Source organism: Sunxiuqinia rutila, from assembly GCF_050589705.1.
GTDB lineage: Bacteria > Bacteroidota > Bacteroidia > Bacteroidales > Prolixibacteraceae > Sunxiuqinia > Sunxiuqinia rutila.
Genome location: NZ_JBNGOT010000009.1, coordinates 52760 through 68146 on the forward strand (window position 1 = coordinate 52760; position 15387 = coordinate 68146).

Consider the following 15387-nt stretch of genomic DNA (forward strand, 5'->3'; position numbering starts at 1 on the left):
AGTTAACCATAAAAAAAGACTTCAAATCTTGCCTCCTTATAGTTATATATCAGACACATACAAACACAAAGCCTAAAACAAACGGAATGAAATTTCGGTCAAAACGCGTATTTCAATGCATATTCTTCAAGAAGTAATAAAAATCGCTTTTAAGCATATAATGCGTAACAGTTGGCGAAAACAACAGCGTAAAGGCCTTTTGAAAAAATCACGCTTGCTTTTACTAAAAACCACACGTGACTTTGCCTGAAATCACACGTGACTTTGATGAAAACCACACGTGACTTTGGTGGAAATCACACGTGGTTTTTTGCAGGAAGCTGAAACGCCCCATTGACAAGGCATTCAGATTGGCATCAATCCGAAGCCAGCGCCTTTTTATAGGTATCGATGGCGCGTTGCCGGGCCATTTTATGCTCAACCATGGGCTGCGGATAGCCAAACCCGTCAAACTCGGGCACCCACCGGCGGATGTAGCTGAACTCGGGATCGAACTTTTGTGTTTGCAATGTTGGGTTAAACACCCGGAAATATGGCGCGGCATCGCAGCCTGTTCCGGCGGCCCACTGCCAGCCCCCATTGTTCGAGGCCAACTCATAATCGAGCAGTTTGCCGGCAAAGTAAGCCTCACCCCAGCGCCAGTCAATCAATAAGTGCTTGCACAAAAAGCTGGCAGTTACCATGCGAACACGGTTGTGCATGTAACCGGTTTCGTTCAACTGGCGCATGCCGGCATCCACCAGCGGGTAGCCCGTTGTGCCTTCGCACCAGCGGGCAAAGTCCTTCTCCGAGTTGATCCAGGGAATGTAGTCGTAAGCCGGCTTGAAGGAGCGCTTGGCCACATGGGGGAAGTGCCACAGAATATCGGCATAAAAATTTCGCCAGATCAGCTCATTCAGAAATACCTCCGAATGCTGAACCGCCTTTTTGGTCAGACTACGGATGCTCAGGGTGCCAAAGCGCAAGTGAATGCCCAGGTGCGTGGTTCCGTTTCGGGCCGGAAAGTCACGATTGGCTGCATAGTTTTCTAAAAGTTTCGGGTCAATTTCTTTCGATGGAAACTTCAGCCCTCCCCTTCGAAATCCCAGGTCGCGCAAGGCAACAGCCTTCAAAGGTTCGGTTTTCAATAAGCCATTCAACAACTTTTGCGAGGGATACGCTTCCAGTTCCAGCTTCCCAAATTCCTCCAGCCATTTCTTTTTATAAGGAGTAAAGACCGTATAAGGCTTCCCGTCATTTTTCAAGATATCGTTTTGATGAAAAATCACCTGATCCTTGTACGCATGAAACTCAACCTGATGGGCCTTCAGGAAAGCAGCCACCTGCTCATCACGCTCACGGGCGTCCGGCTCATAATCGGTGTTGCTATAAACCGCTTCCACCTCGTACTCCACCCACAAGCGCTTAAAAGCATTAAGGGGTTTGCCATGGTAAATCCACAGGGTGCTGTTGTGGCGCTCAAACTCTTCTTGCAGGCTCTTGACCTGGTCGGTAATAAACTCAACCCGGCTGTCATCATCCTCCAGGTCGTTCAGAATGGTGGTATCGAAAATGAAAACAGGCAATACCGGTTTCCCCGCGGCCAGCGCCCGGTACAAACCATGATTGTCAGTTATTCGAAGATCGCGACGGAACCAAAACAGGTTAATTTTTTCTTTCATAAGCTGAAGTAAAACGATTCAAATTACCTTTCACTTGTTGGTTGTCCAAAAATAAAAAAACTTGTTTCCTTCTTCCCCATCCCATTTTGTTACAAGCATTTTTTTCTTTTCTTTTATAAGCCAATTTTCCTTGGCTTGCGGCAGGTTTTGCCAGGCCATTGAACAAGCAAGTTGGTTAAACTAAAACGCAGGGACCATTAATTTGTTACAACCCGATAAAAAAATCAAGAAATGAGCACCAGAGGCTTTGCCAGCGATAATAATGCCGGAGTGCATCCGGAAATTCTGAAAGCAATAGCAAGCGCCAACACCGGACACATGGTGGGCTATGGCGACGACCCGATTACCCGGGAAGCAATTCAGCTGTTTAAAAACGAGTTTGGACAGGATACCGAAGTTTTTTTTGTGTTTAACGGAACCGGTGCCAATGTGCTGGCCCTTTCCACGGTAACCCACTCGTTCAATTCAATTATTTGTGCCGACACGGCCCACATCCAGGTGGATGAATGCGGCGCTCCGGAAAAACTGACGGGCTGTAAACTGCTGCCGGTTCCGAGCGAAAAAGGCAAACTAAGCCCCGAAGGCATCCAGAAGTACCTGCATGGATTCGACTTTGAGCACCACGCCCAACCCAAGGTTATTTCCATTTCGCAGGTCACTGAAATGGGCACGGTTTATACCGTAGACGAAATTAAAGCCATTACCAGTCTGGCCCACCAATACGGCTTGCTGGTGCATATGGACGGTGCCCGGATTGCCAATGCTGCCGTAGCGCTTGACCTGCCTTTTCGTGCGTTTACCGTAGATGCCGGGGTGGATCTACTCTCATTTGGCGGAACAAAAAACGGCATGCTTATGGGCGAAGCCGTCCTGTTCTTCAATCCGAAACTAACGCTCAACACCAAGTACATTCGCAAGCAAAGCATGCAGTTGTTTTCCAAAATGCGTTTCGTCAGTGCGCAGTTTTTAGCCTACTTCAACCAGGAACTTTGGAAAAGCAATGCCCAACATGCCAACCAAATGGCCAAATTACTGGAGCAGGAAGTGTTAAAAACCGGCAAAGTACGATTAACCCAAAAGACCGAAGCCAACGGTGTTTTTGCCATTCTTCCGCCAGCAGTTATCCCCCGGCTTCAGGAAAAATACTTTTTCTATCTGTGGGATGAATCGGCCTCGGAAGTGCGCTGGATGACCTCATTTGATACGACTGAAGAAGATGTATACGGATTTGTTAACCTGATTGACCAGTTACTTTAATGCCACTATTCAACTATTATCCGCCAAAACACGACACCAGTGACCCGGAGCTGGAGAAGAAAATCTTCAAGCACAGCCTGGTGTTTCCCAGCTTGTTTTTGCTGGCTTTTTGGCTGACTTTTTTAGTTGAAACCACCCTTGATTTTGACTTTGCGGTGTACGGCATTTTCCCGTTGAAGTGGGAAGGCTTGAAAGGCATTTTGTTTTCCCCCTTCATCCACAGCGGCTACAAGCACCTGGCAGCCAACTCGGCTCCCTTTTTTGTGCTTTCACTGGCCTTGTTCTATTTCTACCGGAAGCTGGCCTACCGCATTTTCCTGCTCATTTACTTTCTGTCGGGCCTGTGTGTGTGGCTGGCCGGACGCGAAGCTTGGCACATCGGAGCCAGCGGCGTGATTTACGGGCTGGCATCCTTCCTGTTCTTCAGCGGCATCTTTCGCAACGACACGCGCCTGCTGACCATCGCCATTATTGTGGTCTTCCTCTACGGGGGCATGTTCTGGGGAATGTTCCCTCTGAAGCCCGAAGTATCGTGGGAAAGCCATTTGTGGGGAGGCATCAGCGGATTAGTCCTGAGCATTTTTTACCGCAGACAAGGCCCGCAACGCCAGCGCTACGATTGGGAGGAGGAAGAAGAGGACGAGGAGGAAGAAGAACCCCTCCAGCCAGGCAATTTTTACACCAGTGATCACACAGGGAATTATTTCAATCCGAAAAATGAAAAAAACGATTAGATGTTGAACAGCAGAAAAGAAATTGTGTAACTTTGCCATCTTTTAAAGAAAACTAGTTCTAAGACAATGATTAGCAGAAGAATTATTCGCATTAAAGTTTTGCAGGTTTTATACGCCTTCTATTCCTCGCCTGACAAATCGATTAACAATACCGAGAGAGAGCTTTTCTTCAGTATCCAAAAGACCTACGACCTTTACCATTATTTATTGGATTTAATAATTGAAGTCAGCAAACATGCTGAATCGGTGGTTGAGTTAAGAAAGAAAAAACACTTCCCCACAGAGGAAGATTTGCATCCCAACACCCGGTTTATCCGCAATCAGCTTATTGCCCAACTGCAAACGAACGAGAGCCTGAACAAGTACCTGGAACAATCTAAGTTAAGCTGGGTTAACGAACCCGAGCTAATCAAGAAATTGTACCTGACCTTGGTTGACAGTGACTTCTACAAGAGTTACATGAATGATGCAGAAAGCTCTTACCAATCCGATAGAAAGTTTGTTGAGCAAGTATTTACCGATATTATTCTGCAATCAGAAGACTTGATTCAACTGCTGGAAGAACAAAGTATTTACTGGAATGACGATTTGGATTTCGTGGTGAGTATGATCATCAAAACCTTTAAAAAGTTTAAAGAATACACCCGCGAAGATCAGGCCCTGCTTCCGATGTTCAAAGACGAAGAAGATCGCCAGTTTGTGAAGGACCTGTTCCGAAAAGTGGTATTAAACCACGACGAACTGAAAGAAACAGTCACCAAATACACCGTAAACTGGGATGTGGAACGCATTGCCTTTATTGATGAATTGATTCTGGAAATGGCAATTGGCGAGTTTCTATACTTCCCATCCATTCCAACCAAGGTTAGCTTGAACGAATACATCGAATTATCGAAATATTACAGCACCAAAAAGAGCCGGAACTTCATTAATGGAATTCTGGACAAAGCCCTGAAAGCCCTAAAGTCAGAAGATAAAATTATCAAGGCCGGCCGGGGTTTAATAGGAGAAGACAGCAACCTTCCCTCATGAAACATTTAGCCACCATATGTGTTTTGCTTATCGCTCTGAGCTGTCAGAACAGCAGCCGTAAAGGGGCGGTAAAAACAAGCACTAAGACGGGCACTCCAAAGTTTGAGATTCAGGAAAGATTCTATAATTTTGGTCAGTTACAGGCTGGCGAGGTGGTGGCCTATAGTTTTCACTTTACCAACAGCGGAGATGGAGCTCTGCTCATTGAAAAAGTAGAAACTGATTGCGGTTGCTTAAATACACATTTCCCAAAAGAACCTGTTGCTCCCGGAGAATCGGGTTATATTGAAGTGGTATTTAACAGCGCCGGCGAAACCGGGCGGGTGTACAAGGAGCTACAAGTTGTGGCCAACACTCAACCCGAAATAACAAAACTGGCGGTTGCTGCAACTGTCGAAAATGAGCTAATAAATTTATACAGTAAAAACTAAAGAATAAAATGATGAACTACTTATTAATGGCTCCCCAACCCGGTGCCGAACAAAACCCAATTACAACATTTCTTCCCTTGGTCCTGATTATTGTTGTTTTCTATTTCTTTATGATCAGACCACAGGTGAAAAGGCAAAAAGAATTGAAAAAATTCCGTGAAAGCCTTAGCAAAGGAGATAAAGTAGTAACAACTGGCGGAATCTACGGAAAAGTTGCCGAGATTAAAGACAACTACGTTCTGCTTCAGGTAGATGACAATGTCAAACTGCGTGTAGACAAAAGCGCTGTTGTGAAAGACATGTCAGATGTTACTCCACAAAAATAATTTTAGCATAGTAAAAGAGAGAAAGGGTCGACCGCAAGTCAACCCTTTTTTTTATCTTTGATTTCGTGGAAAACAAATGGCTACATAAAGTAAAACAGCTTACCCAAAAGTTTCAGATTAAGAATGAACGCAGGCTCGTCATCTACTTAATGTGTGTGGGAATTGCTTCCCTTTTTTGGTTGTTGAATGCGCTTGAAAAAGACTACTCCGTTGAACTGTCTTTTCCGGTTCGCTACACCAATATCCCTAAAAGCAAAACGCTGGTTAATACGCCACCCAAAAACTTTGTGTTGCAAGTCCGATCCGGAGGCTTTACCATACTGCGTTACAAGCTGAGTGTGGCCTTTTCGCCATTGGTATTTAACGTAGGTGAAATTGCCGGCGAACAGATCAATGGCACGCAAAAAAACAACTATGCGATCTCAAGCCGCTACTACCGAAAAAAGATGTCGGATCAAATCAGCAATGAATTAAACCTGATCAGCATTCAGCCAGATACCGTTTATCTTGAATTTGACCGAATACTTACCCAAAAGAAAAAAGTAGTAGCTGACGTTAGCCTGGCATTTAAGAAACAGCACTACCTGTACGATGAAATTCTAGTCACTCCCGACTCCATTGAGGTACTTGGGCCTGAATCTATTTTGGACACCTTGCCGCATGTAAAGACCAATTCGCAACACTACAAAGATTTGGAGCACCCGATTCAGCGCAATGTCTCTTTGCAGAAAATAAAAAACCTGGAGTTCAATCCCAACCGGGTAACCATACAAATTCCGGTAGAAGAGTTTACCGAAAAACAACTGGTACTACCCATCCAAATTGACAGCCTTCCCCGGAAAACACATGTTCACCTGTTTCCTGCCGAAGTAAAAGTGACGTTCCTTGTTAGCTTAAGTCGCTTTTCCGACATTCAGGCTTCCGACTTTAGGGCCTCGGTATCCTATCAGGACATCCGGGACAATCAGGATTATCTGCCGGTGCAGCTCGACCAAAGCAAGGTACCGGTTCAGTTGAAGGGGCTCACCTATGCACCAATGAAAATTGAATACCTCATCGAAAACTAACAGCATGTTTAAAGTAGGAATTACAGGTGGAATTGGAAGTGGCAAGTCAACAATATGCAATTTCTTCAGTTTAAAAGGTATTCCGGTATTCAATGCCGACCTGGAAGCCAAGCGAATCATGAACAGTTCCTCCTTGGTGCGCAGCCAAATGATGCTTCACTTTGGCAACGACATCTATCTGGCGAACCAGCAACTGGACCGTCAAAAGTTAGCAGCGCTGATATTTAACTCCGAGCCGCTGCTGCAAAAAGTGAATGCGATTGTTCATCCCGCTGTCAGAAACTATTTTTTCGAGTGGTGCCAGAACCAACAAGCCCCTTACGTTGTTCACGAAGCCGCCATCCTTTTCGAAAGTGGTTTTTATAACATGATGGACTATACCATTTTGGTAACTGCTCCGGAGCAACAACGAATTGACCGGGTGATCCAAAGAGACCATAGCACCAGGGAACAAGTAAAGGAAAGGATAGCCAAACAATGGCCGGATGAAGAGAAGATGAAACTGGCCAATACAACAATTAATAATAACAACCGGGAGTTAATACTTCCGGTATTAATCGAATTAGATCAAAAATTTAGAACACATGGGTAAATTTGCAAAATGGGTTGCCGGAGGTTTAGGATGGGCATTTTTTGGCCCGCTGGGAGGCATTCTTGGCTTTGTTGTCGGATCAATGGTTGACTCAGAAGCCGGCGTAGCTCCTCCCCCTCATCAAACAGCAACAGACGCAAGAAGAAGAACAACTACGGGTGGCTATGTCATGAGCTTACTGGTTTTGGTAGCTGCCGTGATGAAAGCGGATGGAAAGGTTTTAAAATCGGAACTAGACTACGTCAAAGAGTTTTTTGTGCGCTCTTTCGGAGCCAGCTCAGCGCAAGAAGCCATCAAAATGTTGCGTGATATACTTAATCAGAATATCCCGGTAGCGGATGTTTGCCGGCAGATTCAGAAAAACATGGATTATTCTTCGCGCCTGCAACTGCTTCACTTCCTGTTTGGCATTGCTCAAGCCGACGGATCAGTTGATGAGACCGAAAAAAACATGATTCGTATGATTGCCCAAACCATGGGTATCAGTCAGAAGGATCTGGAGTCCATCCAATCCATGTTCGTTCCCAACACCGACTCAGCTTATAAGATTCTGGAAGTTGAACGATCCGCTTCAAACGACGAAATTAAAAAGGCTTACCGGAAAATGGCCATGAAATACCACCCGGATAAGGTGAGCTACTTAGGCGATGATTTTCAGAATGCCGCAAAAGAGAAGTTTCAAAAGGTAAATGAGGCCTACGAAAACATCAAAAAAGAACGAAACTTTGCCTGATATAAAAAAAGAAGGCTGCTTTAAATTAAGCAGCCTTCTTTTTTATACTTTCAATTATCAATCAGCTATTCAAGTCATCAAAGTCAACGCTGGTATAATCCTTCGTAGTCATTACCTCTTCCTCATCCTCAGAAATTGTCATCTCAATATCAATTTCTGCATCTTCAATTGACTGACTGGCTTTAATAAAGTCGATAACCTCATTTAAACCATCAGAAAACTTCTCAAAATCCTCTTTGTACAGAAAGATTTTGTGTTTCTCGAAGTGAAACTTTCCATCCTGATCGTAACGTTTCTTACTCTCAGTAATTGTTAAATAATACTCATCTTTTCGCGTTGATTTCACATCGAAAAAATAGGTTCTTTTTCCGGCTCTTACAGCTTTCGAAAAGATTTCTTCTCTAAATTTACTGTCGCCCTCTTTCATTTCATCTTTTTTATCAAAGCCTTCCATCTTGCTCGTAGTTAAGTTATTTTCCGAATTCAATGTACCAAAAATAAAAAATTATTTTGGAAATAATCGAAAACTGTTAATAAACAGCATTTTATTTTCAAGAGATTGAAGCTGAAAAATTACTTACTGGCCTCATATAACCGCATGGCTTCCGGCATAATTTCGTTCAAAGCCGCAATCCGTTTGGAGTCTACAGGGTGTGTACTTAAAAACTCAGGAGGTTTTTGACCACTGTTGGCCGACATGCGTTGCCAAAAAGCAACAGCCTCTTGTGGATTATATCCGGCCATAGCCATAAAAATAAGCCCCATTTTATCCGCTTCGTATTCGTGCTGACGCGAAAAAGGCAGCATAACTCCATACTGGGAGCCCAATCCATAAGCAGCAGAAAAGATAGCCTGCGTTTCGTTGGGTTTTTGTTTAAGGGCTTCGCCCAAAGCCATTCCGCCCATTTGCACCAACATAGAGTGACTCATGCGCTCATTTCCATGACGGGCAACAGCATGGGCAATTTCATGCCCCATCACCACAGCTAAACCAGTCTCAGATTGAGTCAACGGCAAGATTCCGGTGTAAATCACCACTTTCCCTCCAGGCATACACCAGGCATTGGGCACCTCGCTGTCCACCAAGTTAAACTCCCAATCGAAATATTGCAAATAACTTTCGTAACCATTTTCTGTCAGGTACTTCTCTACCGCAGCTGAAATATTCCGACCTGCTCGCTTAACCATTTCTACCTGTTGCTCATTGGTCGATACCTTATTCGAATCCAGGAACTGATCGTAGCTCGTTAAACTCATGGCTACCATATTCGACTCAGGCAATAAACTCATCTGGCTCCTTCCGGTCAAGGGCACAGTGCTGCACGACTCCATCAATACGACAAGGGCAAACAGCATAATCAAGCCGGGGATTGTAATTTTGTGTGTTCTCATCAGTACAAATATTTTTATAAAGTTAAACAATCAAATTCAAAAAAAGGTGACCGAACGAGCCACCTTTTTTAAATAATATTGTTCAAAAAAATTAGTTGTAAATTTCCTTTTTTGCCGCCAGCAGCGTGTTTTTCAACAAAGCCACACGCGTCATCGGTCCTACCCCTCCGGGCACCGGAGTAATGTATGAACACTTTGCAGCTACTTCGTCAAAAGCAACATCGCCCTTCAGCTTAAAGCCTGATTTCGTTTGGTCTGATTTTACGCGGGTTGTCCCCACATCAATAACCACCGCTCCTTCTTTAACCATATTCCCTTTAATAAACTCAGGAATACCAATAGCAGCAATCAGAATATCGGCTTTGGCACACAGGGCTTCCAAATCTTTGGTACGGCTATGAGCCACAGTTACTGTGGCGTTGATGGCTTTTTGCGACATCAGGACACTCATCGGACGTCCAACAATGTTACTCCGTCCAACAACCACACAGTCTTTCCCCGAAGTTTCAATATTGTAACGTTTCAACAATTCAACAATCCCATCGGGCGTAGCCGAAACAAAACAAGGCAAGCCAATCACCATGCGTCCAACGTTGATCGGATGAAAGCCGTCCACATCTTTCTTCGGATCGATGGCCTCAATCACTTTCTGCTCTGAAATATGTTTCGGCAGAGGAAGCTGAACGATGAATCCATCCACATCCGCATCGTTGTTCAATTCGTTTACCTTCGCCAAAAGCTGCTCTTCGGTCACATCGTCTTCGAAACGAATTAAACTTGATTTAAATCCTACCTCTTCGCAATCTTTTATCTTGAAAGCCACATAGGTCTCGCTTCCGCCATCGTGTCCAACCAGAATTGCCGCCAAGTGAGGCTTTTTAGCTCCTGCTGCAACCATCTCACGAACTTCAGCCGCGATTTCCTTCTTGATATCAGTTGCTGTTTGTTTTCCGTCAATTAATTTCATTGTATTGAATTACTGCGTTTATCTCCTTGGTAAATTCCCCATCATACGGCCCATGTTTTTCCCTTGAGACACCATCTTCATCATTTTTCGGGTCTCGGAGAATTGTTTGATCAGGCGATTGACTTCCTGTATTTCCGTTCCGGCTCCTTGGGCAATCCGTTTTCTGCGCGAACCATTCAACAAAGAAGGGTCATTACGTTCAGCCGGTGTCATGGAGTAAATAATGGCTTCAATGTGCTTAAAGGCATCATCTTCAATATCGATATTTTTAAGGGCTTTTCCCATGCCAGGAATCATCGCGGCAAGGTCTTTAATATTTCCCATTTTTTTGATTTGCTGAATCTGCTTCAGGAAATCGTCAAAACTGAATTGGTTTTTAGCCAGTTTCTTTTGAAGCTTGCGGGCTTCATCAGCATCAAATTGTTCCTGAGCTTTTTCAACCAGCGAAACAATGTCTCCCATCCCTAAGATACGATCAGCCATCCGCTCGGGGTGGAACACATCAAGGGCTTCCATTTTTTCGCCAGTACCCACAAATTTAATTGGCTTATCAACCACTGTGCGGATTGACAAGGCAGCTCCACCACGGGTATCACCATCCAGTTTGGTTAGAACAACCCCATCGAAATTTAAGCGATCGTTAAATTCTTTAGCGGTATTAACAGCATCCTGACCAGTCATGGAGTCAACAACAAACAAAATCTCGTGAGGAGAAACGGCTTTCTTCACAGCGCTGATCTCGTTCATCATTTCTTCGTCAACCGCTAAACGACCAGCGGTGTCAATGATAACAACATCGTGTCCGTTGGCTTTGGCGTGTTTAATAGCGGCCTGAGCAATTTTAACCGGCTCTTTATTGCCTTCTTCGGTATAAACCGGCACATTAATTTGCTCGCCCAATACCTTCAACTGGTCAATGGCAGCCGGACGATAAACGTCACCAGCAACCAGCAACGGGTTTTTCCCACGTTTGCTCTTGATTAATTTCGATAGTTTCCCAGAGAAAGTCGTTTTACCGGATCCTTGCAGACCAGCAATCAAAATAATGGTTGGATTTCCTGTTAAATTAATGTCAACTGACTTCCCACCCATCAATAAGGCAAGTTCGTCATGCACAATCTTAACCATCATCTCACCTGGCTTAACAGCCGACAGGACGTCCTGCCCCAAGGCTTTTTCCTTAACTGTTTCGGTGAAAGACTTAGCGATTTTAAAATTGACATCGGCATCAAGCAATGCCCGACGCACCTCCTTTAAGGTTTCGGCTATATTAATTTCGGTGATCCGTCCCTGTCCTTTTAATAACTGAAACGACCGCTCTAATTTTTCGTTAAGATTCTCAAACATATTTTAGTAATGATAGTGATTAATTCTCAAGCTGCTGCAAAAATACAAAAATTAAATAAAGAGAAATTTTTAAAACAAAATAAAAAAAAAGTGGAGTTCCCTGGGTTACCTTTTCCCCGAAAACAGGATAAAGAGGTGTAGGTTCTTATAATGGATCTTAAAGTTAAATGCTGGGATGAAAGAGGAAAACTCATATTATTACGGACTTGTATTTGGTTGCCCCATGAAGGAGGAAACAGAAACATGTGCCTACAAACATATCCGGCAATTAAGTCTTCCAGAAAGAATCGCATATCTTAATTCGCTCACTAGTTATGACCGGGCCGTTTTAATCAAAGAGCATAAAAGCTGCTTGTGTCAACGAGAAAATAAAGTCCCTTTTTCACGAATCGCAATTTTGTAAAAAGCTGGGGGTCAATTCTGACCCCCTTTTTTATTTTCTTCCTTTACATGCGCTCCGGCACGTTTATTCCCAACAGCTTCATACCCGACTCCACCACATTGGCAATGGTTTGCGAAAGCACCAAACGGAAGTTTCGAACAGCTTCATCCTCTTCACCCAAAATGCTATGATCATGATAGAACTGATTAAACTCTTTGACCAGGCTGTAGATGTAGTTGGCAATTACTGCCGGGCTGTATGCATCGCCAGCTTCTTTGATAACGGCAGGGAACAGCGAGATCGACTTAATTAATTCCTGTTCTTTCTCTGACAGCGAGATGGCTTGAGCCAGTTGTTTGTTCAATTGAATACCATTGGACTCAGCTTTCCGGATAACCGAACGAATACGGGCATAGGTATACTGGATGAATGGTCCGGTGTTTCCATTAAAGTCGATCGATTCTTCCGGATTAAACAACATGTTTTTCTTGGGGTCCACTTTCAACATGAAATATTTCAGGGCGCCCAAAGCAATGGTTTTATAGGTTTCGGCCAGTTCCGCTTCGGTATAGCCTTCAAGCTTACCAAGTTCTTCGGAAGTTTTCCGTGCCACTTCAATCATTTCAGCCATCAAGTCATCGGCATCCACCACGGTTCCTTCGCGCGATTTCATTTTTCCGTGAGGCAGTTCCACCATTCCATACGAGAAGTGATGCAGTCCTTTTCCCCAGTCAAAGCCCAGCTTATCCAGCAAAACAGATAAAACCTGAAAATGGTAATTTTGCTCGTTTCCAACAACATAAACCATTTTGTCAATTGTATAGTCGTTGAAACGTAATTTAGCCGTACCAATATCCTGGGTCATGTATACCGAAGTACCATCGCTCCGCAGAAGAATTTTCTCATCCAATCCATCAGCGGTTAAATCAGCCCAAACCGACTGATCCTCGCGCTGGTAAAAGATTCCTTCCTTTAATCCTCTTAGTACCTCCTCTTTTCCAACAAGGTAAGTGTCCGATTCGTAATAAATTTTATCAAAGTCAACGCCCAGTTCTTTGTAAGTCACATCAAATCCGTCGTACACCCACTGGTTCATCATTTCCCACAATTCGATCACCTCGGGGTCTTTGGCTTCCCACTTCAGCAACATTTCGCGCGCAGCGACAATCGAAGGCGCCTGTTGCTCGGCTTCTTCTTTGCTCAGGCCTTTTTCCTGCAGCTCACTGATTTCCTGCTTGTAGTGCTTATCAAACAACACATAAAAATCGCCTACCAGGTGATCGCCTTTAATGCCTGTATTTTCCGGTGTTTTTCCTTCGCCCCATTGCTTCCAGGCATACATCGACTTGCAAATGTGGATTCCCCGGTCATTTACAATGTTAGTCTTTACTAGCTTGTTACCATTCGCTTTGATGATTTCGCCAATTGAAAAACCCAACAAGTTGTTACGAATATGACCTAAGTGCAAAGGTTTATTGGTATTTGGTGAAGAATATTCAACCATTACAAGCGGCGAATTCTCATCGGCTGCCTTAAACCCGAAAGTAGGTCTATTGGCAGCATCTTCCAAAACTGATAACCAGTAGTTTTTTGAAATAAGCAGGTTTAGAAAACCTTTGATGACCGAAAAATCATCAATCAGGTCAACCTGTTCCTTGAGGTACTCGCCTAACTGCTCAGCCGTTTGCTCGGGCGATTTTTTGGAGAACCTTAAAAAAGGAAAAACGACAACCGTTACATCTCCTTCAACATCTTTCCGGGTATTTTGGAGCTGTACTGAATCGGCCTCTATTTTCTGACCATAGAGTGAATCTACAGCTTCAACAATTTTCTCTTTTATAATTTGGTCAATATGCATAGTCTATTTTTTTGAATGGCAAAGATAATAGTTTCTGCCCGAAGCTTATTCTTTAAAAAGCCAAAAAAGCCCTGCTTTCGCAAGGCTTTTTCATTCTATGTAAAACAGTTGATTGGCTATTTATCAACAACAACCTCCACACGTCGGTTTTTAGCCCGACCTTCCTCGGTGTCGTTGGGGGCAACCGGTTTTGTTTTTCCAAACCATTTCACGTCAGCAACCTGTTCCGAAGCAATTCCTTTGGCAATTAAAAACTTGCGAACAGCAATCGCCCTTCTTTCGGATAAGCCCATGTTGTAAGCTGCAGATCCAATTTCATCGGCATGTCCTGAGATGCTGATGGTCATTTCCGGATTATTTTTCATTAGCTGCGCAATGGCATCAAGTTCGTCCATCGCCGCTGCATTGATATTGCTCTTGTCAAAATCAAATAGAATGTGATTAAAGTCGGTGTTAAGCGGACAGCCATTATTTTCGGAAATGCCAGCTTCCTGCGGACATTCGTCTTCTTCATCTACAATACCGTCTCCATCCGCATCAAACGGACAACCTTTTGCGTCGACTTTATACCCTTTGGGCGTATCCGGACATTGGTCATCGGCATCGGCAACTCCGTCACCATCAGCATCCGGACAACCGTTCAAGGCTTTGAGACCTTCTGTATCCGGACACGCATCATCTTTATCCGGCACACCATCCTCATCACGATCCGGACAACCATTTAAGGCAATATCACCGACCTCCGTCGGACAGTCATCCTTGTAGTCAGGCACACCATCATTGTCATTGTCAACAGGGCAACCAGTTTCATCAACTGCAACCCCCTCCGGGGTATTCGGACAATCATCTTTGCGGTCGGGCACCCCATCTCTATCGGAGTCTTTTGACTTGCCAAAGCTAATTTCGATACCACCTGTACCTCTCCAAAAGCTTTCGGTGTAGGTTCCTTCCTCCACGGCTTTCTCTCCACGTAAGCCTTCCACAAAGCCTCCTTCAACAAACAACGACACACTGGGACTTAATGGGAATTTAAATCCTAAGCCGGCATCCCAGTTAATCCCTTCAGTTGAATTATCATAAATATATCCCGGACCAGCATAAAGATAAGGCTGTACGGCACTGTTTTCTTCAAAAATATGGCCGTTATTCAATTTGTATCTTAAATTCAAGAAGCCAGTTCCCATGTCAAGCGGGTTTTTAACTTCTGAGTTGTAAAATCCAAGGTTATTCAGCAGAATCAAATCAAACGACGGGCTTAAGTACCGACTGAAGTACAGCTCAGTCATCAAGCCAATCCCTTCATTTGTATTGCCGTAATAGGCTCCGCCACCAAGGCCTACAGCCCATTTCTTTTCGGCGGTTTGAGCATGGAGCATAAGTCCAATACAAAGAAAGAAAGACATTAAAATTATCCGTTTCATAGTATAATGTAATTAATTGATTTTCGATTGATGATGCTGCCAAAGTTCACAAAACTTATCATAACCGACCAGTTAAAGAAAGACTTTTCCCAAATTTCCCCAATGCTGTATGTATCTTGTAAACCTGAAATTGGCATTCAAATTAAAATTTTAATAAAACTAAAGCATTTTTATTATTTTCACCAAA

17 protein-coding genes are annotated in these 15387 nt (G+C 43.9%); 9 read left to right on the forward strand and 8 right to left on the reverse strand.

Going from position 1 to position 15387, the window contains the following annotated elements:
* Positions 1-356: 356 nt before the first annotated feature.
* Positions 357-1661, reverse strand: coding sequence for a cryptochrome/photolyase family protein (locus tag ACRD6K_RS12830; protein WP_430973560.1), 1305 nt, complete (start codon positions 1659-1661; stop codon positions 357-359).
* The gene (locus tag ACRD6K_RS12835) at positions 1645-1827 is read right to left on the reverse strand and encodes a hypothetical protein (protein ID WP_430973561.1); all 183 of its coding nucleotides are present in this window, start codon (positions 1825-1827) and stop codon (positions 1645-1647) included. The genes ACRD6K_RS12830 and ACRD6K_RS12835 overlap by 17 nt, the downstream gene beginning before the upstream one ends.
* 65 nt (positions 1828-1892) lie before the next feature.
* On the opposite strand from ACRD6K_RS12835, the gene ACRD6K_RS12840 reads away from it, so the two are divergent.
* The 8 genes from ACRD6K_RS12840 to ACRD6K_RS12875 all read left to right on the forward strand — a co-directional run bounded on the left by ACRD6K_RS12840 (position 1893) and on the right by ACRD6K_RS12875 (position 7833).
* A complete protein-coding gene (locus ACRD6K_RS12840; RefSeq protein ID WP_430973562.1) occupies positions 1893-2918 on the forward strand; it encodes a threonine aldolase family protein in 1026 nt (341 codons plus the stop codon).
* Entirely contained in the window at positions 2918-3652 is a 735-nt protein-coding gene (locus tag ACRD6K_RS12845) for a rhomboid family intramembrane serine protease (protein ID WP_430973563.1), read from the forward strand. Before ACRD6K_RS12840 ends, ACRD6K_RS12845 begins: the two co-directional genes overlap by 1 nt.
* A 66-nt stretch (positions 3653-3718) precedes the next feature.
* Complete coding sequence (gene nusB / locus ACRD6K_RS12850; protein ID WP_299580202.1) at positions 3719-4684, forward strand: transcription antitermination factor NusB; 966 nt, start codon at positions 3719-3721, stop codon at positions 4682-4684.
* Complete coding sequence (locus tag ACRD6K_RS12855) at positions 4681-5115, forward strand: DUF1573 domain-containing protein (protein ID WP_430973564.1); 435 nt, start codon at positions 4681-4683, stop codon at positions 5113-5115. The genes nusB and ACRD6K_RS12855 overlap by 4 nt, the downstream gene beginning before the upstream one ends.
* Before the next feature lie 8 nt (positions 5116-5123).
* Positions 5124-5441, forward strand: a complete 318-nt coding sequence (yajC, locus tag ACRD6K_RS12860) for a preprotein translocase subunit YajC (RefSeq protein WP_430973565.1) — start codon at positions 5124-5126, stop codon at positions 5439-5441.
* A gap of 65 nt (positions 5442-5506) precedes the next feature.
* Positions 5507-6508, forward strand: coding sequence for a YbbR-like domain-containing protein (locus tag ACRD6K_RS12865; protein ID WP_299580193.1), 1002 nt, complete (start codon positions 5507-5509; stop codon positions 6506-6508).
* 4 nt (positions 6509-6512) lie between these two features.
* Positions 6513-7100, forward strand: a complete 588-nt coding sequence (gene coaE / locus ACRD6K_RS12870) for a dephospho-CoA kinase (RefSeq protein ID WP_430973566.1) — start codon at positions 6513-6515, stop codon at positions 7098-7100.
* Positions 7093-7833, forward strand: coding sequence for a tellurite resistance TerB family protein (locus tag ACRD6K_RS12875; protein ID WP_430973567.1), 741 nt, complete (start codon positions 7093-7095; stop codon positions 7831-7833). Before coaE ends, ACRD6K_RS12875 begins: the two co-directional genes overlap by 8 nt.
* A 61-nt stretch (positions 7834-7894) precedes the next feature.
* Here the strand turns inward: ACRD6K_RS12875 and ACRD6K_RS12880 are convergent, their stop codons facing one another.
* The 4 genes from ACRD6K_RS12880 to ffh all read right to left on the reverse strand — a co-directional run bounded on the left by ACRD6K_RS12880 (position 7895) and on the right by ffh (position 11539).
* The gene (locus tag ACRD6K_RS12880; protein WP_299580184.1) at positions 7895-8287 is read right to left on the reverse strand and encodes a DUF3276 family protein; all 393 of its coding nucleotides are present in this window, start codon (positions 8285-8287) and stop codon (positions 7895-7897) included.
* Positions 8288-8406: 119 nt separating this feature from the next.
* A complete protein-coding gene (locus tag ACRD6K_RS12885; protein ID WP_430973568.1) occupies positions 8407-9225 on the reverse strand; it encodes a M48 family metallopeptidase in 819 nt (272 codons plus the stop codon).
* A gap of 91 nt (positions 9226-9316) precedes the next feature.
* Complete coding sequence (folD, locus tag ACRD6K_RS12890) at positions 9317-10192, reverse strand: bifunctional methylenetetrahydrofolate dehydrogenase/methenyltetrahydrofolate cyclohydrolase FolD (protein WP_299580178.1); 876 nt, start codon at positions 10190-10192, stop codon at positions 9317-9319.
* Between the two features lie 18 nt (positions 10193-10210).
* Positions 10211-11539, reverse strand: coding sequence for a signal recognition particle protein (gene ffh, locus ACRD6K_RS12895; RefSeq protein ID WP_299580175.1), 1329 nt, complete (start codon positions 11537-11539; stop codon positions 10211-10213).
* 9 nt (positions 11540-11548) lie between these two features.
* On the opposite strand from ffh, the gene ACRD6K_RS12900 reads away from it, so the two are divergent.
* The gene (locus tag ACRD6K_RS12900) at positions 11549-11680 is read left to right on the forward strand and encodes a hypothetical protein (RefSeq protein WP_430973569.1); all 132 of its coding nucleotides are present in this window, start codon (positions 11549-11551) and stop codon (positions 11678-11680) included.
* 305 nt (positions 11681-11985) lie between these two features.
* Here ACRD6K_RS12900 and argS read toward each other — a convergent pair whose 3' ends face one another.
* Positions 11986-13779: an arginine--tRNA ligase gene (gene argS, locus ACRD6K_RS12905; RefSeq protein ID WP_430973570.1), complete on the reverse strand. Its 1794-nt coding sequence runs from the start codon at positions 13777-13779 to the stop codon at positions 11986-11988.
* 116 nt (positions 13780-13895) lie between these two features.
* Positions 13896-15200, reverse strand: coding sequence for an OmpA family protein (locus tag ACRD6K_RS12910; protein WP_430973571.1), 1305 nt, complete (start codon positions 15198-15200; stop codon positions 13896-13898).
* Positions 15201-15387 lie beyond the last annotated feature (187 nt).